Source organism: Pseudomonas sp. AC169, from assembly GCF_979258515.1.
Genome location: NZ_OZ409866.1, coordinates 6,384,209 through 6,404,056, shown reverse-complemented (window position 1 = coordinate 6,404,056; position 19,848 = coordinate 6,384,209). Strand labels below are relative to the sequence as shown.

The following is a 19,848-nucleotide window of genomic DNA, read 5'->3' as shown; positions in this document are numbered from 1 at the left end:
CGCGGCGGAGAGGGCGCACTGACGGTTTTCAGTCCTTGAGAATGTCGCGATCCTTGGTTTCCGGCAGGAAGAACGTGCCCAGTACCGCCGTCATCACGGCAATCACGATCGGATACCACAAGCCGTAATAGATGTCTCCGGTCGCGGCAACCATGGCGAACGCTACCGTCGGCAGGAAACCGCCAAACCAGCCGTTGCCGATGTGATACGGCAGCGACATCGAGGTGTAGCGGATGCGGGTCGGGAACAGCTCCACCAGCCACGCCGCAATAGGGCCATAGACCATAGTCACGTAGATCACCAGTACGGTCAGCAGGAGCAGCACCATCGGGTAATTGGTTTTCGCCGGATCGGCTTTCTCCGGATAACCGGCCTCCTTGAGCGCGCTGCCGAGGGTCGCGGTGAACGCATCGTTGCGCGTCTTGAAGTCAGCGGCAGGCAGGGCGCTGCCTTCGAAACTCTCGACGACTTTGTCACCGATGCGCACTTGGGCGACGGTGCCCGGTTCGGCGATCACGTTCTCATAAGGGATCGCCCGTTTTGCCAGCAGGGTCTTCGCCAGGTCGCAGGAACTGGTGAATTTGGCCTTGCCCACCGGGTCGAACTGGAACGAGCACTGGTCAGGGTTGGCGATCACTTTGACCGGGTTCTTCTCCTGGGCGATGAACACATCGGGGTTACCGTATTGGGTCAGCGCATGGAAGATCGGAAAGTAGGTCAGCGCCGCCAGAATGCAGCCGACCATGATGATCGGCTTGCGCCCGATACGGTCAGAAAGACTCCCGAAAATCACGAAGAACGGCGTGCCGATCAGCAGCGAACCGGCGATCAACAGGTTGGCGGTCTGCGGGTCGATCTTCAGCGTCTGCAGCAAGAAAAACAGCGCATAGAACTGCCCGGTGTACCAGACCACCGCTTGCCCAGCCGTGCCGCCGAGCAGCGACATGATCACCACTTTCAGGTTGTCCCAGCGTGCGAAAGACTCGGTCAGCGGCGCTTTTGACGCCTTGCCTTCGGCCTTCATTTTCTGGAACACCGGTGACTCGCTCAGTTGCAGGCGGATGTACACCGAGACGATCAGCAACAGGATCGACAGCAGAAACGGAATCCGCCAGCCCCACGCTTCGAAGGCTTCAGTGCCCAGCGCGGTGCGGCAGGCGAGGATCACCAGCAGCGACAGAAACAGGCCGAGGGTCGCAGTGGTTTGAATCCATGAAGTGAAGAAGCCGCGTCTGTTGCGGGGTGCGTGCTCGGCCACATACGTCGCTGCACCGCCGTACTCGCCACCCAGCGCCAGACCTTGCAGCAAGCGCAAGGTAATCAGAATGACCGGTGCGGCGACGCCGATGGTTGCGTAGCCGGGCAACAGACCGACAATCGCCGTCGAGACGCCCATGATGACAATGGTGATGAGGAAGGTGTGCTTGCGCCCGATCATGTCGCCGAGCCGGCCGAATACGATCGCCCCGAATGGCCGCACCGCGAAGCCGGCGGCAAAGGCGAGCAGGGCAAAAATGAACGCGGTGGTTTCGTTGACGCCGGCGAAGAAGTGCTTGGCGATGATCGCCGCCAGTGAACCGTAGAGGTAAAAGTCGTACCACTCGAAAACCGTACCCAAGGAAGAGGCGAAGATAACCTTGCGCTCCTCCTTGGTGATGCCGCCGCTGCGCGGTGGACTGCCGGTGGAAGCTGTGTCGATTGTGGCCATGGGTGTTCTCCGTCGTGCTTATTGTTTTGGGCCGGAGTCCCCCGTTACTGCTTATCGCACTCTGGCCTTGTGGCAAATGCCGCAACTGCTCTCGCGTGAAACTTGCACAGTCTGACCGCCTCGCATGGCTGCGAGGTTTCCTGAAGCATAATCAGCTTTTGCCAGATATCCACCCGCCGGCCCGCACACTACGCCTTCACCCAGCGCTGGCGGCTCCAGGCACTCAACCAGTCGACCACAAACACCAGCACCAGCATCGCCAGAATCACCGTGCTGGCCTGGGCTTCCTGAAACAGGCTGAGGCTTACATAGAGCATTTGCCCAAGCCCGCCAGCGCCGACAAAACCCAGCACACTGGCCATGCGGATGTTGTTTTCCCAGCGGTACAGAATGTAGGCCAGCAGTTGCGGCGCGAGATTCGGCAAGGTGCCGTAGCAGAACGCGAGGAGCGGATTGCCGCCCTGCAAACGAATCGCATCGGCGGGTTGCGGCGGGGTGTTTTCCAGCGCTTCGGCGAACAACCGCCCAAGTACGCCAGTGGTGTGCAGGGCGAGGGCGAGGGTGCCGGCGTTCGGCCCGAGCCCGGCGGCGAGCACCATCAGTGCGGCCCAGACCAGTTCCGGAATCGCCCGCAAGGCATTGAGCAGCAGACGCGAAGCACTTTGCAGCGGCCAGCCAAAACGCCCGGCGGCTGGCAACGCAAGGACGATGCCGAACACCGCCGCGAGTAGCGTGCCGAGCGCCGACATCGCCAACGTTTCCAGCGAACCGTGGAAGATGGCCTTGAGGTAATCCGCGCTCAGGTCCGGGCTAAGAAAACGCTGCACATAGGCGCCCATCTGCTTGAGACTGGTGGCGCTGCCGAGTTCGCCGAGATCCAGACCCAGATAGGCAAACGAGGCGATGACAGCCAGCGCGATGCCGGCAATCAGCAGCAGGTTGATCAGGCGATTCATGTCAGCCTCCAGCGCAGCAAGCGGCTGAGTTGATCGGCGGCCAGGACCAGAATCAGAAAGCACAGCAGAATACTCGCGACTTCACCGCCGGCGAACATGCGAATGGACAGGTCGATCTGCTGCCCCAAGCCTCCGGCGCCGACAAATCCCATCACCACCGACGCGCGGATCGCGCATTCCCAGCGATAAACCGTGTAGGAGAGCAGTTCCCCCGCAACATTGGGCAACGTACCGTAAGCGAACGCCGCCAGTCGGCCACTGCCGGCCTGCAACAGCGCGTGCGCCGGGCGCTGATCGGTGGACTCGAAAATCTCCGCGTAAACCTTGCCGAGCATGCCGCTGTAGGTAATGGCGATGGCCAGCACACCCGCTGCGGGACCGAGGCCCACGGCGCGTACAAACAACAGCGCCCAGACGATTTCCGGCACGCTGCGCAGAAAAATCAACATCCCGCGCACCGGCCAGCGCAACAGACGCCCCAGTCGGCTTGGCACGCCACCGCGTGAGGCGGCGGATAGCGACAGCGCCCGGCTAGCGATCAGGCCGGCCGGTATTGCCAATAACAGCGCCAATGCCATGCCAGCGGTGGCGATAGCGAGGGTCTGCAGGGTGGCTTTCAACAATAACTGTAAAAACGCTTCGTCGTGCGCAGGTGGCCAGAATTGCGAGACAAAACGGCCCATTTCATTCTGGCTGTCGGGCAGCAACACGCCCAGATTCAATTCACTGAGCTGAATGCCCGGCCACAGCAAGGCTATCGCCAGCAACGTCAGCAACAGCCGTGGCCCTGCCGCAGGATCGCGTGAATCGGCTTTCAGCATCGTGGAATCTGCACAGTCAATGGCGCCACCGCAGCGGCCGGCGATTGCAGTTTTTCGTTGGCGTACAGCGCATCGAGCATTTCATGGCTGACTTGCCCGGAGGGGCTGTCGAACAGAATCTGCCCGTCGCGCAGACCGATGATTCGTGGGAAGTACGACAGCGCCAGATCGACCGCGTGCAGGCTCGCCACCAGCGTGACGTTATGTTCGCGAGCATGGCGCGAAAGGATCGACAGGGTGTGCCCGGCCATCACCGGATCCATCGCCGACACCGGTTCATCAGCCAGCAGAATCTCCGGCGCCTGATACAACACGCGGGCAATGCCAACACGTTGCAACTGGCCGCCAGATAATTGCTGGCAGTGGGCGAACAATTTGTCGCCCAGATCCAGCCGCGCCAACGCCGCGCGCGCACCCGCCACATCCAGTGGATGCAACAGGTTCACAAGACTTTTACCCAGATTCCATTGGCCGAGCTTGCCGGCCAGCACCGCCGTGACCACGCGCTGACGCGGCGGCAACGGCGGTGCCTGATGCACCAGACCAATGCGGGCGCGCAGGCGTTGGCGCTGGCGGGCCGACAAGTGCCAGGCGAGTTCGCCCAGCACTTCGATCTCACCGCTGCTGGGCCGCAGTGCGGTGGCCAGCAGGTTGAGCAAACTCGATTTACCGGCCCCGGACGGGCCAATGATGGCGACCTGTTCGCCGACGCCAATCTGCAAATCGATAGCGCGCAGGGCGTCGACTCCATTGGCGTGGCGCAGGCTGCCCTGGTTGAGGCTCAGGGTCATTTCAGCAGTTCGGCAGCGCGGGCGGCTTCCTCGATGCCCTTGTAATTTTCAGGCTTGGTGTCGATGAAGCGACTGGCGGCCTGCAGATCAAGGATCTTCTTCTGTTCAGGGTTGGCCGGGTCCAGATCGAGGAAGGCTTTTTTGATCTTCGCTGCCAGCGCCGGGTCGAGGGTTCCGCGCACGGTCCAGTTGTAATCGAAGTAGGTCGGGGTGGTGGCGAAGACTTTGACCTTGTTGGTGTCGACCTTGCCGGCATCCACCAGTTTCTGCCAGACGCTGGCGTTCAGCACACCGGCGTCGACCTTGCCGGCCTGCACCCAGGCCACGGTGGCGTCGTGGGCGCCGGAGTAGGCGACACGGCTGAAATAGGCTTCAGGTTTGATGTTGTCGTTTTTCAGCATGAAGTAACGCGGCATCAGGCTGCCGGAGGTGGACGACACCGAACCGAAAGCGAAGGTCTTGCCTTTCAGGTCGGCGAGGCTATGTACATTCGGGTCGGCGGTGATGAATTTGCTGGTGAACTGCGCGTCCTGCTCGCGCTGAACCAACGGAATCACCGGCGTCGTTGCATCGGTTTTCAAGCGCGCCTGCACAAAGGTGAAACCGCCGAGCCAGGCCATGTCGAGACGATCGGTGGCCAGTGCTTCAACCACCGCCGGGTAATCAGCCACCGGTACGAACTGCACCTTCATGCCCAGTTGCTGTTCCAGATAAGCACCCAGCGGTTCGAACTTGCGCAGCAGTTCGGTCGGCGCTTCATCAGGAATCGCGCTGACGCGCAAAACGTCGGCGGCCTGGGCCATGAATGCAGAAAAGGACAGGGCCAGGCCGGCGGTCAGTGCCAGGGTTTGTTTGAGCATGGAATTCTCCGTTTCGTGAGCGTCAAAAAGTGTGAAGAGCTGAATTACGGCGCTACGTGAGGGTAGACGAATCGGCGAGGTTATACGTACTTGCACGCACAAAGGCCAGCATCGTGGGGACGACGCTGGCCTTTGTTCTTGGGCGGTTATGCAAACAGACGAGCGTCGCGATGGCAACCGGCGGGGTATGTCTGGATATTATTTGCGCTGAGTCGCTTACTCGGTCGCCTCAAAGGCTGCGTGGTACTTCACTTCTCCCGTCGGCAACTCAATGCCGAATGACAACACCTGAAAATATTCCTGCGGCACACCGGGCAACGTCAGCTCCGGGTGATTCTTGAAGCCGAAATGCCCGTAATAGCCCGGATTGCCCAGGACCACGCAACCAGCACCGCCGAGGTTTTGCAGTTGCGCCAGTGCGGCCTTCATCAATGCCGAACCGATGCCTTGATGCTGATGTTCAGGCCATACCGAGATCGGACCAAGACCGTACCAGCCAGTGGCGCCAGACGAAATGGTTACCGGGGAAATCGCCACGTGGCCAACGATCTTGCCGTTTTCCTCGGCGACCAGCGAAACGCTCAGTTGGTCAGCGTCGCGCAAAGCATTGACGATGAACTGCTCGGTATGACTGGAGTGCTCTTCGTTCTGGAAGGCCGCTTCGGTCAATTGCGCGATAGTGTCGACGTCGTCGGGTTGTTCGTTGCGGATGGTCAGGTTCACGCTGATCCTTTTGCGGGTGTCTTGGTCGATCAGCGCGCGCAACGCGGCGAAGATCGGTTCGGCAGCGGTGTGTTTCTTGCCGTAAGTCAGATTGAAACGGTAGTCGAAATCCGCCGGGTTCTGGCCTTGGGTGTGTTGCAGCAGGGTCTCGAGTTTGTCCAGTGCCTTGACCGCTTTGGCCTCGGCAGACCGGGCGTTTTCGTAGTCGTCCCATAGCGCGAGAATGTCGTTTCTCAGGGCGTCATCGAGCGAGCGGGTCAGCAGCAGAAGGTCGTTGCGCTCCTGCTCGCTCTTGTCGGGAAAAGAAGCCTGATCGACCGCCGGAATGTCGCCATTGATGGCTTCGCCCAAGTCGTGAATCACGCACATCTTCAGCACTTTCAGCAGGTCGAGCCCGGCCAGTTCATCGGCGAAGACGATCGCCATCAGGCACAGGCGCCAGCTGTGTTCGGCGGTGCTTTCGGTACGGCCGCTTGAGGTGTGTGCGCTTCTGAGGACGTCTTTGAGTTTTTCCGCTTCACGCAGGAATTCAAGGCGTCCGCTGATTTTTTCGAGGTCCATATACTTGCCCGGTGATAGAGCCGAGCAGCAAGCCTAGAGCCGATGCGGTTGAGCGTCCACGCATAAAATATGCGCTCAGAGCGTCTCCACCAGCCGCGCCGCCGTGCCGTCGGACAACGGAATACGCGTCCAGCGGCACAGGCTCTGGCGGATCGGTACCAGGTCGGAGTCATTGCTGCCGGTGACAAACTCCAGCGCCGGCGGTGCCTGCAATTCGCGCCAGCCCAGTGTGTCGAGCGCCAGTTCGTTGCTGGCGATTTCCGGCGTCACAAAACGCCACAGCGATTGTCCGAGCAATTCGCTCAGCGGACTGGCGAACTGCGCGGCGCGTGCAGGGGAACAGGCCAGCAAACGGTGGGTCAGGTCGCAGACCAGATGCACCGGTCGCGTGTTTTCGCGCACCAGCCGGGCGAGAGCCTGATCGGCCCCCGTGTCGAGGCGCGCGGCCAACAGTTGCTCCAGCTGTAAATGCGCAGCTGGATCCAGCGCCAGCGCACCGCTTTCCCAACGGGAAATAGTCGATTGGGTGACGCTGAACATCTGCGCGGCGTGGCTTTGCTTGACGCGATGCAGCAAGCGCCAGCGACGCAGGGCGATGCCGGGGAGGGCAGGTTTGAGCATTGCAACTGACATGACGGCTGTCGGAAAGACTAAAGGGCCGACAGTCTGAAGACTGCCGACCCCTGCTGCAAATCGATCTGACGATCAGGCCGCGTCGGGTAGTTTGGCGATGACCTTGATCTCGAAATCAAAGCCATACAGCCAGGTCACGCCAATTGCGGTGGCGGTCGGGTGTGGCGCCTCGCCCCAGAATTCCGCCAGCACCAGATTCCAGATCGTTTCGAACTTCGACTGCGGATCCACGATGAACACGGTGACGTCGACCACATCATCGAACGTGCAACCAGCCTCGTGGAGGATCGAATTGAGGTTGCTGAACGCCTGGCGCACCTGGGTTTGCAGATCCGGCTCGGGCGTGCCGTCCTCGGTGCTGCCGACTTGTCCCGAAACAAACAGAAAACCGTTTGAACGCACCGCCGGCGAGTAACGATGGCGTTCGTAAAGTGCGCGGCGGGCAGGCGGGAAAACAACATCGCGCTGAGTCATGGGAGTGTCTCCTTCATTTGAGTTGATGGAGCCACTGTAGGTATTTGCAGGCGGGCGATAAACGCGCAAGCTTGGCGTTCACTGTTTGAGAATCCCAAACAATCGAGGGCGCACCTTGGACCGTTTTGACGCAATGCAGGCCTTCGCCCGGGTGGTCGAGGCGGGGAGTTTCACCAAAGCGGCGGAAACCCTGCACATGAGCAAGACCACCGTGACCCAACTGGTTCAGCAGTTGGAGGCACGGCTGCGGGTCAAGTTGCTCAACCGCACCACGCGCAAGGTCAACGTCACCACCGATGGCGCCGTTTACTACGAGCGGGTGGTCAAGTTGCTGGCGGATATGGACGATGCCGAAACCAGCCTGCCCGGCGCGGCGGCATTGCCCAAGGGAAGACTGCGCGTAGACGTACCGAGTCCGCTGGCACGGCTGATTCTGGTGCCGGCCCTGCCTGGGTTTCACGCGCGTTACCCGGATATCCAGATCGACATGGGCGTCAGCGACCGCATCGTCGACATCATTGATGAGAATGTCGATTGCGTGGTGCGTGGCGGCGAGCTTATGGACTTGTCGCTGATGGCGCGTAAGGTCGCCGATCTTCAGTTGGGAGTGTTTGCTGCACCGCAATACCTGGCGCGCGCGGGCACGCCTGCGCATCCACGGGAGCTGGAAGACAGCCATCACCGGGTGGTCGGTTTCCTCTGGGCGCGTACCGGCAAACCGGTGCCGTATGCCTTGCACAACGCCAGTGAAAACCTGCAAATCAAAGGGCGCCACGTGCTCGCGGTCGACGATGGTAATGCCTACCTCGCGGCAGGTCTGGCGGGCTTGGGCGTGCTGTGGCTACCCAAGTACATGTCGAAAAACCATGAGGCGCGCGGCGAACTGGTGCCGCTGTTCGAGGACTGGCAACTCGAACCGATGCCGCTCTATGTGGCTTATCCGCCGAACCGGCATGTCAGCCTGAAACTGCGAGTGTTCATCGACTGGATTGTCGAGGTGATGGCGCAGCATGCACCGGTCATTGATCGCCCAGGTTATTGATCAGCCATTCGCTGAAACTGCGCGCCATCGGGTCGTTTTCGCTGTCGCGATGAGTCAGCAACGCCCAGTTCGGTCCGCGAATGGTGTCTTCCACCAGCGGTTGCAACAAGCCGTCAGCCAACGCCTGACGGCTGAGCAGTTGACTGACCAGCGCAATGCCAAGCCCAGAACACGCGGCGTCGAGCAGGAGCCCGGGATCGGAGAAATTCAATCCCTGATCCTGCTGACCGACGTCGATCCCGGCCTCGACCGCCCAATGACTCCAGTCCATTTCCCGCTCGCCATGCAATGTGGTGCGCTCTGCTTGAGCGACTTGGAGCAGGCGCGGATGGCACGCCGGAAAGAGCCGGTCGGCGTGCAGCACTTTGAAACTGCATTCCGCCTGTGAACTGATGTCGTCGCGCACCGCCAGATCAATGGTCTGAGTGGCCATGTCTGGCACTTCATCGGTGCTGTAAATCCACAGATCGACCTCGGGATGCTGTGTGCGAAAGTCCGCCAAACGAGGCAACAACCAATGCCGGGCAAACGCCGGGGTGGTGTTGAGCACCAGTTGATTGGGTTTCTGATACTGCCCCAGACGCCGAATCCCCACCGCCAATTGCTGCAGCATCGCTTGCGTGGTGCTGAGCAAATCGTGGCCGGCATCAGTCAATGCCACGCTGCGACCGCTGCGGAAAAACAGCGGCTGTTCCAGGTACGCCTCAAGGCTGCGGATCTGCTGACTGATTGCCGACTGCGTGAGGTTCAACTCTTCCGCCGCCTTGTGAAAACTGCCGAGCCGGGCGGCGGCTTCGAAGCCGCGCAGAGAACTGAGTGGCGGCCAGTGTTTAAGCATATCGATAAGCTCCTCTAATCAGTTATCCGCAAAATCCATCGTTTGTTTGCTGTTTTCATGGCTCGTAGCATAAGCGCATTGAACACAACGGCTTAACTGACGAGGCTTATCATGCAGCACAATGACAATAAAAACAGCGCCTGGATGATGCCGGCAGAGTGGGTGACCCATGCCGCGACGTGGATGGTCTGGCCGCATAACAAAACATTGTGGGAGTCGGGTTGGCGGGTGACCCTGGCGCAGGTTCAGGAAGATTTCGCTCGCGTCGCCAACGCCATCGCCCGTTTCGAACCGCTGAAACTGGTGGTCGACCCATCGGCCATCGCCAGCGCCAAAGCACTGTGCGGGCCGAACATCGAGCTGATTGCGCTGGCCGTGAATGACAGTTGGTGCCGCGACTCTGGCCCGACCTTTATCTGCCATCCGCAGCGAGGATTGGCCGGTGTGAGCTGGCGCTTCAACGCCTGGGGCGGCAAGTCGGCCCATGATCTGGATGAAAGTCTGGCGCGCCGCGCACTCAATCACCTCGGCCTGGATTGCTTCGGCACGCCGCTGAGCAACGAGGGCGGGGCGATTCATGTCGACGGCGAAGGCACGCTCATCACCACCGAATCGGTGTTGCTCAATCCCAATCGCAACCCGGGCATCAGCAAAGCCGAGATGGAAGAGATCTTCAGTCGCTTGCTCGGCGTGAAGAAAACCATCTGGCTACCGGGCGATCCGGATTACGTCACCGGCGACATGACTGACGGCCACGTCGACGGCGTCTGCGCCTTTGCCCGTCCCGGCGTGTTGCTGGTAGACGCCACTCACGATCAATCGTCGGTGTACGCCGAAGTGGCGCGGGAAAACCGTCGCGCACTGGAGCTGGCCACCGATGCGCAGGGCCGCAAGTTCGAGCTGATCGAACTGTACGAAGCCACCGACGCCGTCGACACCGAAGCCGAAGTGTTCTGCGCCTCGTACACCAATTTCTACATCGCCAACGGCGCGATCATCATGCCGGCGTATGGCATCGAAGCGGATAACGTCGCCGCCAAAGTCCTGGAGCAGACCTTCCCCGGCCGCGAAGTGGTGCCGGTACGCATCAATCATCTGGCCCATGGCGGCGGCGGGGTGCACTGCATCACGCAACAGCAGCCAGCCTGGCCGCTGAGAGGTTGAACGCATGAGCATTCTGACCATCGCCAGCACCCAGATGCCGTGCACCTGGGACTTACCGGGCAACCTTGATCGCGCCGAGCAGCTCGTACGCGACGCCGCGAAGCAGGGCGCACAAGTGATCCTGTTGCAGGAGCTGTTCGCCACACCGTACTTCTGCATCGAACAAAGCCATAAGCACATGGCGTTGGCCGAGGAGTATCGCGACAGCCGCGTACTCGCGCGTTTCGCCGCCCTGGCCCGCGAGTTGGGCGTGGTATTGCCGCTGAGCTGGTTCGAAAAGGCCGGCAACGCCTACTTCAACTCGCTGAGCGTGGCCGATGCCGACGGGCGCCTGTTGGGCGTGTACCGCAAGACCCATATCCCCAATGCCATCGGCTATCAGGAGAAGGAATATTTCAGCCCCGGCGACACCGGTTTCAAAGTCTGGGACACCGCATTCGGCCGCCTCGGCATCGGCATCTGTTGGGATCAGTGGTTCCCGGAAACCGCGCGCTGCCTGGCGCTGATGGGCGCTGAAGTGCTGCTTTATCCGACCGCCATCGGCTCGGAACCGGGCTGCGCGGCGCTGGATTCCCGCGACCATTGGCAGATGACCATGCGCGGCCATGCCGCTGCCAATCTGCTGCCGGTGGTGGCGTCGAACCGCGTCGGTCGAGAAACCGCGACCACCGATTCGAGTCTGCAAATGAGCTTCTACGGCTCGTCGTTCATCAGCGATCACAAGGGCCAATTGCTCGCCAGCGCTGACCGCGACAGCTCCGGCGTGTTGCTGCACAGCGTCGATCTGGCGGCCATGCGCGAAGAGCGTTTGAGCTGGGGCATCTATCGCGATCGGCGTCCGGACATGTACGGGCCGCTGCTCAGTCAGGACGGCCGCCACCTTCATGCACGCTGGAACACCCAAGGGGTTTGACATGGCTATCCATCACAAACGCTTGCGCGGCGCGATCGGCGTGGCGCTGATCTGCTTGATGCCGGCGCTGCACGCCGAAGACAAAACCCTGCGGCTGTACAACTGGGCGGATTATTTTGCCGAAGACACCCTGAGTCGCTTCACCGCCGAAACCGGGATCAAGGTGATCTACGACGTCATGGACGGCAGCGAAACACTGGAGGCGAAGATGCTCTCCGGCGGCAGCGGTTACGACCTGATCTTCCCCGGCGACACCGTCGCCGAGCGCTTGATGCGCGCCGGCAGCCTGATGCCGCTGGATCAAGCGAAGCTGAGCGAACTGGCCGACATCGAACCCGGTTTGCAGAAACTGCGCGGTCATTACGAGCACTCCAGCAAAGCCACGGTGCCCTACACCTGGGGCACCATCGGCCTGACCTACAACGAAGAGCAGATCAAACAACGCATGGCTGATGCACCGGTCAACAGCCTCGACATGCTGTTCAAACCGGAGCTGGCGGCGAAGTTTGCCGATTGCGGGATTTCGATGATCGATTCGCCGGATGAAGTGCTAGCGGTCGTGCTCAATTACCTCAAACGTGATCCGCGCAGCGCCAAACCTGAAGATCTGGCGGCGGCCAGTGAACTGCTGATGAAGCTGCGTCCGTATATCCGCAAGTTCCAGTCGCAACCGGTCACTGATCTGGTCAATGGCAACCTGTGCCTGTCACTCGGCTACAGCGGCGACATGACCCAGGCCCAGCGCACCTCGGACAGTGCCGGTAAGCACACGAAGTTTCAGTATCGGGTGCCCCGCGAAGGCACCACGGTGTGGATGGACACCATGGCCATTCCGGTCGACGCCAAACACCCGGAATACGCCTACGCGTTCATCAACTTCGTCATGCGCCCGGCGAACATGGCGGCGATCAGCAATTTTACTGGCTACCCGACTTCCAACGCCAAAGCGCGGGCGGACGTCGATGCAAGCATGAGTGACAACCCGGATATCTACCTCGACGAAGCGACCTATGCTCGATTGATTCCGGGCAAGGATATTCCCCAGGCCGACATGCGTGCACGCATGCGTACCTGGACCAAATTCAAGACTGCCACTGGCCAATGATCCATGGCCGGCGTGTTGCGCCGGCCTTTTTCTACAGGAAAAGCAACATGTCGACTCGTCGCGAGTTCATCAAACAAGTCACGGTCGCCGCCGGTGTCGGCGCGGCATTCATGGGCCTCGGCCTGTCGCCGGGCAAAGTCCTCGCCGCCGCGCAAGGCCGCTGGTTCATGCCCGACGAAGGCGATAAACATGAGCGCGCCTACATCGCTTTCGGCGCGCAGGACGCGATCTGGGAAGACTTCACCGAAGACGTCCAGGAAGCCCTCGGCCGCATCGCCCGCGCCATTGCCCGGTTTGAACCGGTCACCGTGTTCTGCCGCAAGAACGAACGCAGCATCGCCGAAGAATTCTGCGGCACGCGCAATATCACTTACGTCACCGCCGGGCTGGATGACATCTGGATGCGCGACATCGGCGCCAACTTCGTCATCGACGACAAGGGCGGCCTCGGCGCGGTGGACTTCAACTTCAACGGTTGGGGCGGCAAACAGCAGCACAGCAAAGACACGAAGATTGCCGCACTGGTCGCCGACGACGCGCAAGCCACGTACATCCGCACCGATCTGGTGGGCGAGGGCGGGGGCATCGAGGTCGACGGTCACGGCACCGGGATCATGACCGAGAGCAGCTGGATCAACAGCAACCGCAATCCGGACTGGAGCAAGGCTGACGTCGAAGCGGAACTGAAAGAACGCCTCGGCCTGCGCAAAATCATCTGGTTGCCTGGAATCAAGAACAAGGACATCACCGATGCCCACGTGGATTTCTACGCACGTTTCATCAGGCCCGGCGTGGTGATCGCCAACCTCGACACCGACCCTGAATCCTACGATCACAAGGTCACTTTGGCGCACCTGGAAATCCTCAAGAACGCCACCGACGCCGACGGTCGCAAACTGCAGGTCCACACGATTTCGCCGCCGCTGAAGCCGCGCAAAAGCAAGTTCAATCAGGATAACCCGGACTTCGCTGCCGGTTACATCAATTACTTCGTGATAAACGGTGCGATCATCGCCCCGGAATTCGGCGATAAAGCGGCGGACAAAAAGGCCTACGACCTGCTGTTCGAACTGTATCCGCAGCGCGAAATCGTCCAGCTCAACATCGATGCGATTGCCGCTGGCGGGGGCGGAATCCAATGCGTCACCAGCCATCAACCGCAGGCGTGATTGACTCTGACGCGGATCAAGCCAACTATCGGCGCATAACAACATGACCGATGGACTCGAACTTGATCGAACGACGCCAATTCAGCGGAGGCATGAAGGGGAAAAACCTCCGCTATCTGAATGAACACAGCGCTGCTGACCCGCTGCTGACCCGCACCGGTTTTCTGCTGCTGGAACACTTTTCACTGCCAGCATTTACCCAGGCGCTGGACACGGTGGTCACCACTAATTTGCTGCGTCCGGGATTGTTTTCCTCGCGCACGTTTGGTTTGGGCGACGGTGAAGTTATCAGTGATCTGGGACTGGTCATCCGCCCCGATGCACGGCTTGATCTGTCTGCGCTTGATGAACTGGATTTGCTGGTGGTGTGCGGCGGTTATCGCACCGAGTTGCGCGCCAGTGACGAATTCATCCATTTGCTCAAGGCTGCGGCGGAGCGCGGTATCAGCCTCGCCGGGTTGTGGAACGGCTCGTGGTTCCTCGGCCGTGCCGGATTGCTCGACGGCTATCGCTGCGCGATCCACCCGGAACACCGCCCGGCACTGACCGAAATCGCCAAAACCACCCACGTCAGCAGCGAACCCTACGTGATCGACCGCGACCGCCTCACGGCGTCGAGCCCGTCCGGGGCGTTTCACATGGCGCTGGACTGGATCAAAAGCCTGCACGGCAAAGCGTTGGTCGAAGGCATCGAAGACATCCTCGCCTTCGAGGAATCGCGCTATCGACGAATCAAACCGGACGAGAACATCTGCGTCAGTGCGCCGCTGCGTGAAGTGGTGAAACTGATGGACGCCAACCTGGAGGAACCGCTGGAACTGGAGCAACTGGCGGTATACGCCGGACGCTCTCGCCGGCAGTTGGAACGGCTGTTCAAGGAACAACTTGGTACCACGCCGCAGCGCTATTACCTGGAACTGCGAATTACCGAAGCGCGGCGTTTGTTGCAGCACACCGAATTGTCGCAGGTGGAAGTGCTGGTGGCTTGCGGGTTTGTTTCGCCGAGCCATTTCAGCAAGTGCTACAGCTCGTATTTCGGCTACAGGCCTTCCAAAGAAAAACGGCTGGTCAAATAACACCAGCCGTCACCCACCCGAGTTCACCTCGCAATCCCACGTCGGCGTACCTCTCCAAAACACCCCGGTCAGTTCCCTCTCCCTTTGGGAGAGGCTAGAACCTCTGGCCAAGAAGCCTGTACGTCACAAGCCGCCGGCACCCAACCGTATCGTATGCTCGTCGCTTTCCTTGAAGGTAAAAAACGCCCCTGCCTCAGAGCATTTTACTGCCAATTCTTTTGCCCCGATGACCCCATCCACAAGCCACCTATCCACCATTCACCGTCGCTTGGATAGGTTGCGGCAAGCGGTTAACATGGCCACTCAAAACTCGTCAAATGGAAAAGGATTGCTAGATGAGCGAACGTGATGATCTTCTTGCCTCGGTGGCGGAAACTATCAAGACCTATCGTAAAGGTGAAATCGACGAACCAACGCCAGAACATGTTGACCGCTGGCTGTATCAGTTCACGCCAGATCAACAGCTACCTTTTCTGCGAGAGTTCAACCACGTTATTGAATACAGTTTTTTAACACTTAACTACATTAAAGAATTTCTTCGTCGCCTTGTGAATAACGCCGGGCTTGCAGGTGCAAATCCTGCAGCGTACTGGTCAGCCGCTAATTTTCTAAATATTCAGCAACATGGACATAGTCAAAAGGAAATGCTTAAGCAATTTTCTGCGTGTCTCCGTGATGAATGTAATTTAGATATTGGTAGGTGCGGAACGGCGGGGGGCGACTATATTTATCTTGATGATGCAATGTTTAGCGGAAGCCGCGTAGGCAATGATCTTGAACCGTGGATTGTCAATCACGCACCACAGTCTGCCGAAATCCATGTAATCGTAGCTGCTCTCTATTCTGGTGGATCGTACATGGTCGATAAACGGCTCAAAAACGTAGTAAAACAGTCAGGAAAAAACATTTCTATTAAGTATTGGCGCGCCGTTGAAATAGAGAATCGGAAATGGCACAAGAACGTTTCAGGAGTGCTATGGCCTACAAACGTTCCCGCTGTGGCTGAGGTTCATGCCTATATGAGTCTGCCATCGAGGTTTCCTTTCGAACCTCGGCAGCCCGGAGCGACAGTTATAAAGCCATTTCTTACAGAGGCTGGACGACAAATACTTGAAAGTGAGTTTTTTATCGCGGGAGCGAAGATTAGATCAATGAGCGAAAATCCGAAGCTATCCATGCGCCCGCTCGGATTTAGCCATTTTGGTGTGGGTTTTGGGTCCACAATTGTTACTTACCGCAATTGTCCGAACAACTGTCCGCTTGCGATTTGGTGGGGTGATCCGAGCAAAAAAACGGGTGCATTGCATTGGTATCCATTGTTGCCAAGGGAGGGTTATTCCTCCTTGAGGAATATTTTCGATGACCTTACAAGGTTCTAATTCCGATAAGCGAAAGAATAATCTTCAGCGGACTTATGTTCGTGACGAGGTAGTCGTAATTTTTAAAACTAAAGAAGGTTTTGGTGGATTGTCGAATATGGCGTCTGGATACCCGTTGCAGGTCAACGGCGTTCGTATTCTAACCACCGAGGCTATGTACCAAGCGTGCCGCTTTCCGCATCTCCCAGAACTTCAGAAGGAAATCATCAGCCAACATAGTCCTATGACCGCCAAGATGAAGAGCAAGCCACATCGTATGGAGTCTAGGCCGGATTGGGATAAAGTTAGATTCAAAGTTATGCGTTGGTGCCTGCGCGTAAAGCTTGCGCAGAATTACGAAGAGTTCGGGCAGTTACTGATTGCAACGCACGAAAAGCAAATTGTTGAACAGTCGCGTAAGGACGACTACTGGGGCGCAAAGCTCGTGGATGAAAGTGGCGATATTCTGGTTGGACAAAATGTACTTGGGCGGTTGCTCATGGAATTGCGTGAGAAACTCAAGATGGACTCAAATCATGCATTAAAAACGGTGCCTCCCCTGAATATCCCCGACTTCCTTCTGCTGGGAAAATCAATCGAAATAGTCACCGCTCAAGCTTCAGCACGACATTCGAAGGTGCAGCATGGATTATTCTAGCCACTTTATTGAGCGAGTCGCTTATGGAATTTAAAAAAACTCTGACGGAGCACTTCAAAAAATTTGAAGCATCTCCGATGTTGTTTATCGGTTCGGGCATGTCGAGGCGCTATTTAGACACGGAAAATTGGGAGCAGTTATTGCTGAGATTTTGCACCGCAATCCAAGAAAATCCGCTTAAACTGAGGGCGAGTTCCAACGGAAATCTCACAAAATATGCTCAACTTTTAGCAAGAAGTTATGAGGAACGCTGGTGGGGGCAGCCAGAATCGGCAGAGGTGGCGGCGGAGTTCGCAGAACATTTCGTAAATGACAGTTCCATTCTTAAAATTGAAATTTCCAGATATTTGCGCAATGCTCATAAAAATAAGAATCCAGAACTGCTGCAGGAAATGTCGTTGTTGGAGAAGGCCAATATTGATGGAGTGATAACAACAAACTGGGATTGTTTGCTCGAAAATATATTCCCAAAATTCACTACTTTCATTGGCCAAGATGGCTTAATTGCCGGAAGAAGCCACGGCATCGCCGAAATATACAAAATACATGGGTGCTCTAGTGTGCCTAATTCCTTGGTATTGACTGAGGATGACTATGCAGAATACAGAAGGAAGAATCCGTACCTGTCCTCAAAGCTTCTTACTATTTTTATTGAGCGCCCCGTCATATTCCTTGGCTATTCCCTTACCGATCCGCATATTGCAGATATTTTGGAAGACATAATCGGGTGTTTTCCTGAAAGAAGCTTGGAGTTTCTGAGGGATAAACTCATTTTTGTCGAATGGCACAAAGATCTTGATGCGCCCACCATTACTGATTCTGTAATTCATAAGCGGATCCCAGTGAAATTGCTTCGGGTTTCAAGTTTTATCGAAATCTATGAGGTTTTGTCAGAAACAAAGAAAAGAATACCGGCGCATATCTTTCGAAGAATAAAAGATGAACTCTACGAGTTGGTGATCACTGATGACCCGAAGGGTCAGCTTTATGTCAGGAACGAAAGTGATCTTGAAAGCGGTGGCTCTTTAACGGAGTATGTTGTAGGGTATGGAGCTATTTCCACTCTCAAAAAAGGGGAGGCAATTTCAAAGCAGGGACTTATAGGTCTAACTCGTTCAGACTTAATTCGAGACATAGTCTTTGAAACTGAGAAGTTTGAGGCTGGCGAGGTTGTTAGTACGGTTTTTCCAAACCTTGCGAAAGGTAATATGAAGCTTCCTATATTCTATTATCTAAATAAATCAGGTTATTTATTGTCAGATGGAAAGCTAAATCCTGATGTTGCTCCTCTTTGTACTGGTGCGATGTCTCGTTTCGATGGTGACTTGTTTGCGGAGACTAATCGGGGGACAGAACTGAGAAGGTCAAAAACTGTTCCTGAGGTAACCATTAGTGTAAACGAACTTTATAATAAGCAGGGTTTTGAGCTTTTTGTTCGCATGTTGCCATATATGGACCCTATGCTTATAAAGTCCGGTCTTGATGATTTAATTGAAATAATAAGAAAACATGTTGATATCTCTCATGCCACTAGTGGGTTTGCCAGGCTTGTATGTATATATGATTTGGTGAGATATAGTAATCGCTATTAGTGCCTTTGCATAGCTGTTGGATTGGTAATTTATTAGCGAATATTCGCACTTTGCCAACTGACAGCATTGCAATTCTAGATAAAATTTATTGTTACTAATAAACGAGATTTCACCGCGCGACATCAAAGTGCCACTGATTGTCACTATCAGCTCCACCTGTCACCCTGCGCCTCGCTCAAAAGGATCAGGACAAGGAATCAAGGATTGAGTGGCTACGTCCCCGACCCTCCCAAGGGTTATCGCAACACTGGCGTCGAACCCGTCGACGTCAACGCCCAACACTGGGCGTAATACAAAGATCTTCCGGCGACACCGGACGTAAAACCAGAACCGCTGGGATGTGTCTTCGCCAAAAGCTGCAACTTGCCAGACGGCGAAATCAACCACACAAACCAAGCTGGATTCGTCCCGGTAGAGAAACTGGCGGACTACGGTTTGTGGGCTGTTCTGGCCACAGGAGCGGCAATCACCGCCGAAGGCACAACTTTTCAACTGGTCGGCGGTTCCACAACCGGCAGCGCCATTGCTCAGCGAGTAGGTGGCTCCCTTGCGCTAGGCTTGCTCGAAAGTGCAGGTGCGTTAGCAGCAGGTGCCGCCGTCGGCACCGTTGCGCTATTAATGCCCAATACCAACCTTGCACCCGACAGTGCCTTCTACAAAACCGACCAGTACGCCACGCTCGAAACGGGCCGCACGCGCGTCCGCGTCAACGTAAAGACTTTGCCGGACGGTTCCGTCAGCGCTTACGGTTTCTACACGGGCGGCAAAAAGGACTGGGAAAATGTCCCTGTCATCAAAGCGGAAAAGGACGGCGAGAAATACGTAGCCGACGTAGGTAACGGCATTGGCCTTACCTGGACGCCAGCAGCAAACCCAGATGGTGTGCTGGGTATTCCAGCACTTGAAGGCGTGCCGCAATTGCCTCCCGTATGGGTATATCCGCCGACAGAAAAGTCGGACACGCTTTTGGCTAATCCAGCACATCCTCCCGAGTTTCAGGACGCAATCATCTGGTTCCCGGATGACGCTGGCCTTGAACCCATCTACATCGTGCTCAGCACACAACTAGAGAAGAACAAGGCAGCAGGGGCGGCCTTCGAAGAAGGGGCGTACAGCGGTTTTTCGGAAGAAATGGAAGAGTCCGGCCAACAAGTAACGATAAAAACAGAGAGCGGCACCCGGACCCGCCTCGATATGATAGGCAGAGATGCAAACGGCGACATCGCGTGCGTCGAATGCAAAGCCTCGGAAACGGCACCACTGACCCGCAATCAAAAGCGGGCATTTCCGGAAATCGAACAGAGCGGTGGACGCATCATGGGTAAGGGTAAACCTGGCTTCCCCGGCGGCACCCAAATCCCGCCAACCCGAGTAGAAATTCTGCGCCCGCCGCAAAAATAACGGAA

General features: G+C 57.3%; 18 protein-coding genes and 2 pseudogenes. 10 read left to right on the top strand and 10 right to left on the bottom strand.

Annotated elements, in window-relative coordinates; translation table 11 throughout:
• Positions 1-28: 28 nt before the first annotated feature.
• From ACZZ0G_RS28455 to ACZZ0G_RS28415, 9 genes and pseudogenes are all read right to left on the bottom strand, one after another.
• Entirely contained in the window at positions 29-1,708 is a 1,680-nt protein-coding gene (locus ACZZ0G_RS28455) for an MFS transporter (RefSeq protein ID WP_463558495.1), read from the bottom strand.
• A gap of 188 nt (positions 1,709-1,896) precedes the next feature.
• A complete protein-coding gene (phnE, locus tag ACZZ0G_RS28450) occupies positions 1,897-2,664 on the bottom strand; it encodes a phosphonate ABC transporter, permease protein PhnE (protein ID WP_463558494.1) in 768 nt (255 codons plus the stop codon).
• Positions 2,661-3,485 carry a PhnE/PtxC family ABC transporter permease gene (locus ACZZ0G_RS28445; RefSeq protein ID WP_463558493.1) on the bottom strand — a complete coding sequence of 275 codons (825 nt, stop codon included), beginning with the start codon at positions 3,483-3,485 and terminating at the stop codon, positions 2,661-2,663. The genes phnE and ACZZ0G_RS28445 overlap by 4 nt, the downstream gene beginning before the upstream one ends.
• Positions 3,479-4,276: a phosphonate ABC transporter ATP-binding protein gene (locus tag ACZZ0G_RS28440; RefSeq protein ID WP_463558492.1), complete on the bottom strand. Its 798-nt coding sequence runs from the start codon at positions 4,274-4,276 to the stop codon at positions 3,479-3,481. The genes ACZZ0G_RS28445 and ACZZ0G_RS28440 overlap by 7 nt, the downstream gene beginning before the upstream one ends.
• A complete protein-coding gene (locus tag ACZZ0G_RS28435; RefSeq protein WP_397480969.1) occupies positions 4,273-5,136 on the bottom strand; it encodes a putative selenate ABC transporter substrate-binding protein in 864 nt (287 codons plus the stop codon). The genes ACZZ0G_RS28440 and ACZZ0G_RS28435 overlap by 4 nt, the downstream gene beginning before the upstream one ends.
• A gap of 216 nt (positions 5,137-5,352) precedes the next feature.
• Complete coding sequence (locus tag ACZZ0G_RS28430; RefSeq protein ID WP_463558912.1) at positions 5,353-5,859, bottom strand: GNAT family N-acetyltransferase; 507 nt, start codon at positions 5,857-5,859, stop codon at positions 5,353-5,355.
• A 3-nt stretch (positions 5,860-5,862) separates the two neighbouring features.
• A pseudogene (locus tag ACZZ0G_RS28425) lies at positions 5,863-6,420 on the bottom strand (HD domain-containing protein); the annotation flags it as partial.
• 75 nt (positions 6,421-6,495) lie between these two features.
• The gene (locus tag ACZZ0G_RS28420; RefSeq protein WP_463558491.1) at positions 6,496-7,053 is read right to left on the bottom strand and encodes a helix-turn-helix domain-containing protein; all 558 of its coding nucleotides are present in this window, start codon (positions 7,051-7,053) and stop codon (positions 6,496-6,498) included.
• A 72-nt stretch (positions 7,054-7,125) separates the two neighbouring features.
• Positions 7,126-7,527, bottom strand: a complete 402-nt coding sequence (locus tag ACZZ0G_RS28415) for a RidA family protein (protein WP_463558490.1) — start codon at positions 7,525-7,527, stop codon at positions 7,126-7,128.
• A 115-nt stretch (positions 7,528-7,642) separates the two neighbouring features.
• On the opposite strand from ACZZ0G_RS28415, the gene ACZZ0G_RS28410 reads away from it, so the two are divergent.
• Positions 7,643-8,569, top strand: coding sequence for a LysR family transcriptional regulator (locus tag ACZZ0G_RS28410; protein WP_463558489.1), 927 nt, complete (start codon positions 7,643-7,645; stop codon positions 8,567-8,569).
• On the opposite strand, the gene ACZZ0G_RS28405 is transcribed toward ACZZ0G_RS28410, so the two are convergent.
• Complete coding sequence (locus ACZZ0G_RS28405; protein WP_463558488.1) at positions 8,547-9,407, bottom strand: LysR substrate-binding domain-containing protein; 861 nt, start codon at positions 9,405-9,407, stop codon at positions 8,547-8,549. The genes ACZZ0G_RS28410 and ACZZ0G_RS28405 overlap by 23 nt on opposite strands.
• 111 nt (positions 9,408-9,518) lie before the next feature.
• Here ACZZ0G_RS28405 and ACZZ0G_RS28400 point away from each other — a divergent pair, with 111 nt between their 5' ends.
• From ACZZ0G_RS28400 to ACZZ0G_RS28360, 9 genes and pseudogenes are all read left to right on the top strand, one after another.
• The gene (locus tag ACZZ0G_RS28400; protein ID WP_463558487.1) at positions 9,519-10,571 is read left to right on the top strand and encodes an agmatine deiminase family protein; all 1,053 of its coding nucleotides are present in this window, start codon (positions 9,519-9,521) and stop codon (positions 10,569-10,571) included.
• A gap of 4 nt (positions 10,572-10,575) precedes the next feature.
• Positions 10,576-11,484: an N-carbamoylputrescine amidase gene (aguB, locus tag ACZZ0G_RS28395; protein WP_463558486.1), complete on the top strand. Its 909-nt coding sequence runs from the start codon at positions 10,576-10,578 to the stop codon at positions 11,482-11,484.
• A gap of 1 nt (position 11,485) precedes the next feature.
• Complete coding sequence (locus ACZZ0G_RS28390) at positions 11,486-12,589, top strand: extracellular solute-binding protein (protein WP_463558485.1); 1,104 nt, start codon at positions 11,486-11,488, stop codon at positions 12,587-12,589.
• 47 nt (positions 12,590-12,636) lie between these two features.
• Complete coding sequence (locus ACZZ0G_RS28385; protein ID WP_463558484.1) at positions 12,637-13,758, top strand: agmatine deiminase family protein; 1,122 nt, start codon at positions 12,637-12,639, stop codon at positions 13,756-13,758.
• 50 nt (positions 13,759-13,808) lie between these two features.
• On the top strand, positions 13,809-14,834 hold the full coding sequence (locus ACZZ0G_RS28380; RefSeq protein ID WP_463558483.1) for a GlxA family transcriptional regulator: 1,026 nt from the start codon (positions 13,809-13,811) through the stop codon (positions 14,832-14,834).
• A gap of 335 nt (positions 14,835-15,169) precedes the next feature.
• Complete coding sequence (locus ACZZ0G_RS28375) at positions 15,170-16,213, top strand: phosphoribosyltransferase-like protein (protein WP_463558482.1); 1,044 nt, start codon at positions 15,170-15,172, stop codon at positions 16,211-16,213.
• The gene (locus ACZZ0G_RS28370; protein ID WP_463558481.1) at positions 16,194-16,850 is read left to right on the top strand and encodes an NADAR family protein; all 657 of its coding nucleotides are present in this window, start codon (positions 16,194-16,196) and stop codon (positions 16,848-16,850) included. The genes ACZZ0G_RS28375 and ACZZ0G_RS28370 overlap by 20 nt, the downstream gene beginning before the upstream one ends.
• A gap of 23 nt (positions 16,851-16,873) precedes the next feature.
• Positions 16,874-18,442, top strand: coding sequence for an SIR2 family protein (locus tag ACZZ0G_RS28365; protein ID WP_463558480.1), 1,569 nt, complete (start codon positions 16,874-16,876; stop codon positions 18,440-18,442).
• Positions 18,443-18,646: 204 nt separating this feature from the next.
• A pseudogene (locus ACZZ0G_RS28360) lies at positions 18,647-19,843 on the top strand (S-type pyocin domain-containing protein).
• Positions 19,844-19,848: the final 5 nt, after the last annotated feature.

Coding starts and splice junctions, on each gene's coding strand:
- ACZZ0G_RS28455 (WP_463558495.1), bottom strand. CDS start 1,708: ATGGCCACAATCGACACAGCTTCCACCGGCAGTCCACCGCGCAGCGGC.
- phnE (WP_463558494.1), bottom strand. CDS start 2,664: ATGAATCGCCTGATCAACCTGCTGCTGATTGCCGGCATCGCGCTGGCT.
- ACZZ0G_RS28445 (WP_463558493.1), bottom strand. CDS start 3,485: ATGCTGAAAGCCGATTCACGCGATCCTGCGGCAGGGCCACGGCTGTTG.
- ACZZ0G_RS28440 (WP_463558492.1), bottom strand. CDS start 4,276: ATGACCCTGAGCCTCAACCAGGGCAGCCTGCGCCACGCCAATGGAGTC.
- ACZZ0G_RS28435 (WP_397480969.1), bottom strand. CDS start 5,136: ATGCTCAAACAAACCCTGGCACTGACCGCCGGCCTGGCCCTGTCCTTT.
- ACZZ0G_RS28420 (WP_463558491.1), bottom strand. CDS start 7,053: ATGTCAGTTGCAATGCTCAAACCTGCCCTCCCCGGCATCGCCCTGCGT.
- ACZZ0G_RS28415 (WP_463558490.1), bottom strand. CDS start 7,527: ATGACTCAGCGCGATGTTGTTTTCCCGCCTGCCCGCCGCGCACTTTAC.
- ACZZ0G_RS28405 (WP_463558488.1), bottom strand. CDS start 9,407: ATGCTTAAACACTGGCCGCCACTCAGTTCTCTGCGCGGCTTCGAAGCC.
- ACZZ0G_RS28400 (WP_463558487.1), top strand. CDS start 9,519: ATGCAGCACAATGACAATAAAAACAGCGCCTGGATGATGCCGGCAGAG.
- aguB (WP_463558486.1), top strand. CDS start 10,576: ATGAGCATTCTGACCATCGCCAGCACCCAGATGCCGTGCACCTGGGAC.
- ACZZ0G_RS28390 (WP_463558485.1), top strand. CDS start 11,486: ATGGCTATCCATCACAAACGCTTGCGCGGCGCGATCGGCGTGGCGCTG.
- ACZZ0G_RS28385 (WP_463558484.1), top strand. CDS start 12,637: ATGTCGACTCGTCGCGAGTTCATCAAACAAGTCACGGTCGCCGCCGGT.
- ACZZ0G_RS28380 (WP_463558483.1), top strand. CDS start 13,809: ATGGACTCGAACTTGATCGAACGACGCCAATTCAGCGGAGGCATGAAG.
- ACZZ0G_RS28375 (WP_463558482.1), top strand. CDS start 15,170: ATGAGCGAACGTGATGATCTTCTTGCCTCGGTGGCGGAAACTATCAAG.
- ACZZ0G_RS28370 (WP_463558481.1), top strand. CDS start 16,194: ATGACCTTACAAGGTTCTAATTCCGATAAGCGAAAGAATAATCTTCAG.
- ACZZ0G_RS28365 (WP_463558480.1), top strand. CDS start 16,874: ATGGAATTTAAAAAAACTCTGACGGAGCACTTCAAAAAATTTGAAGCA.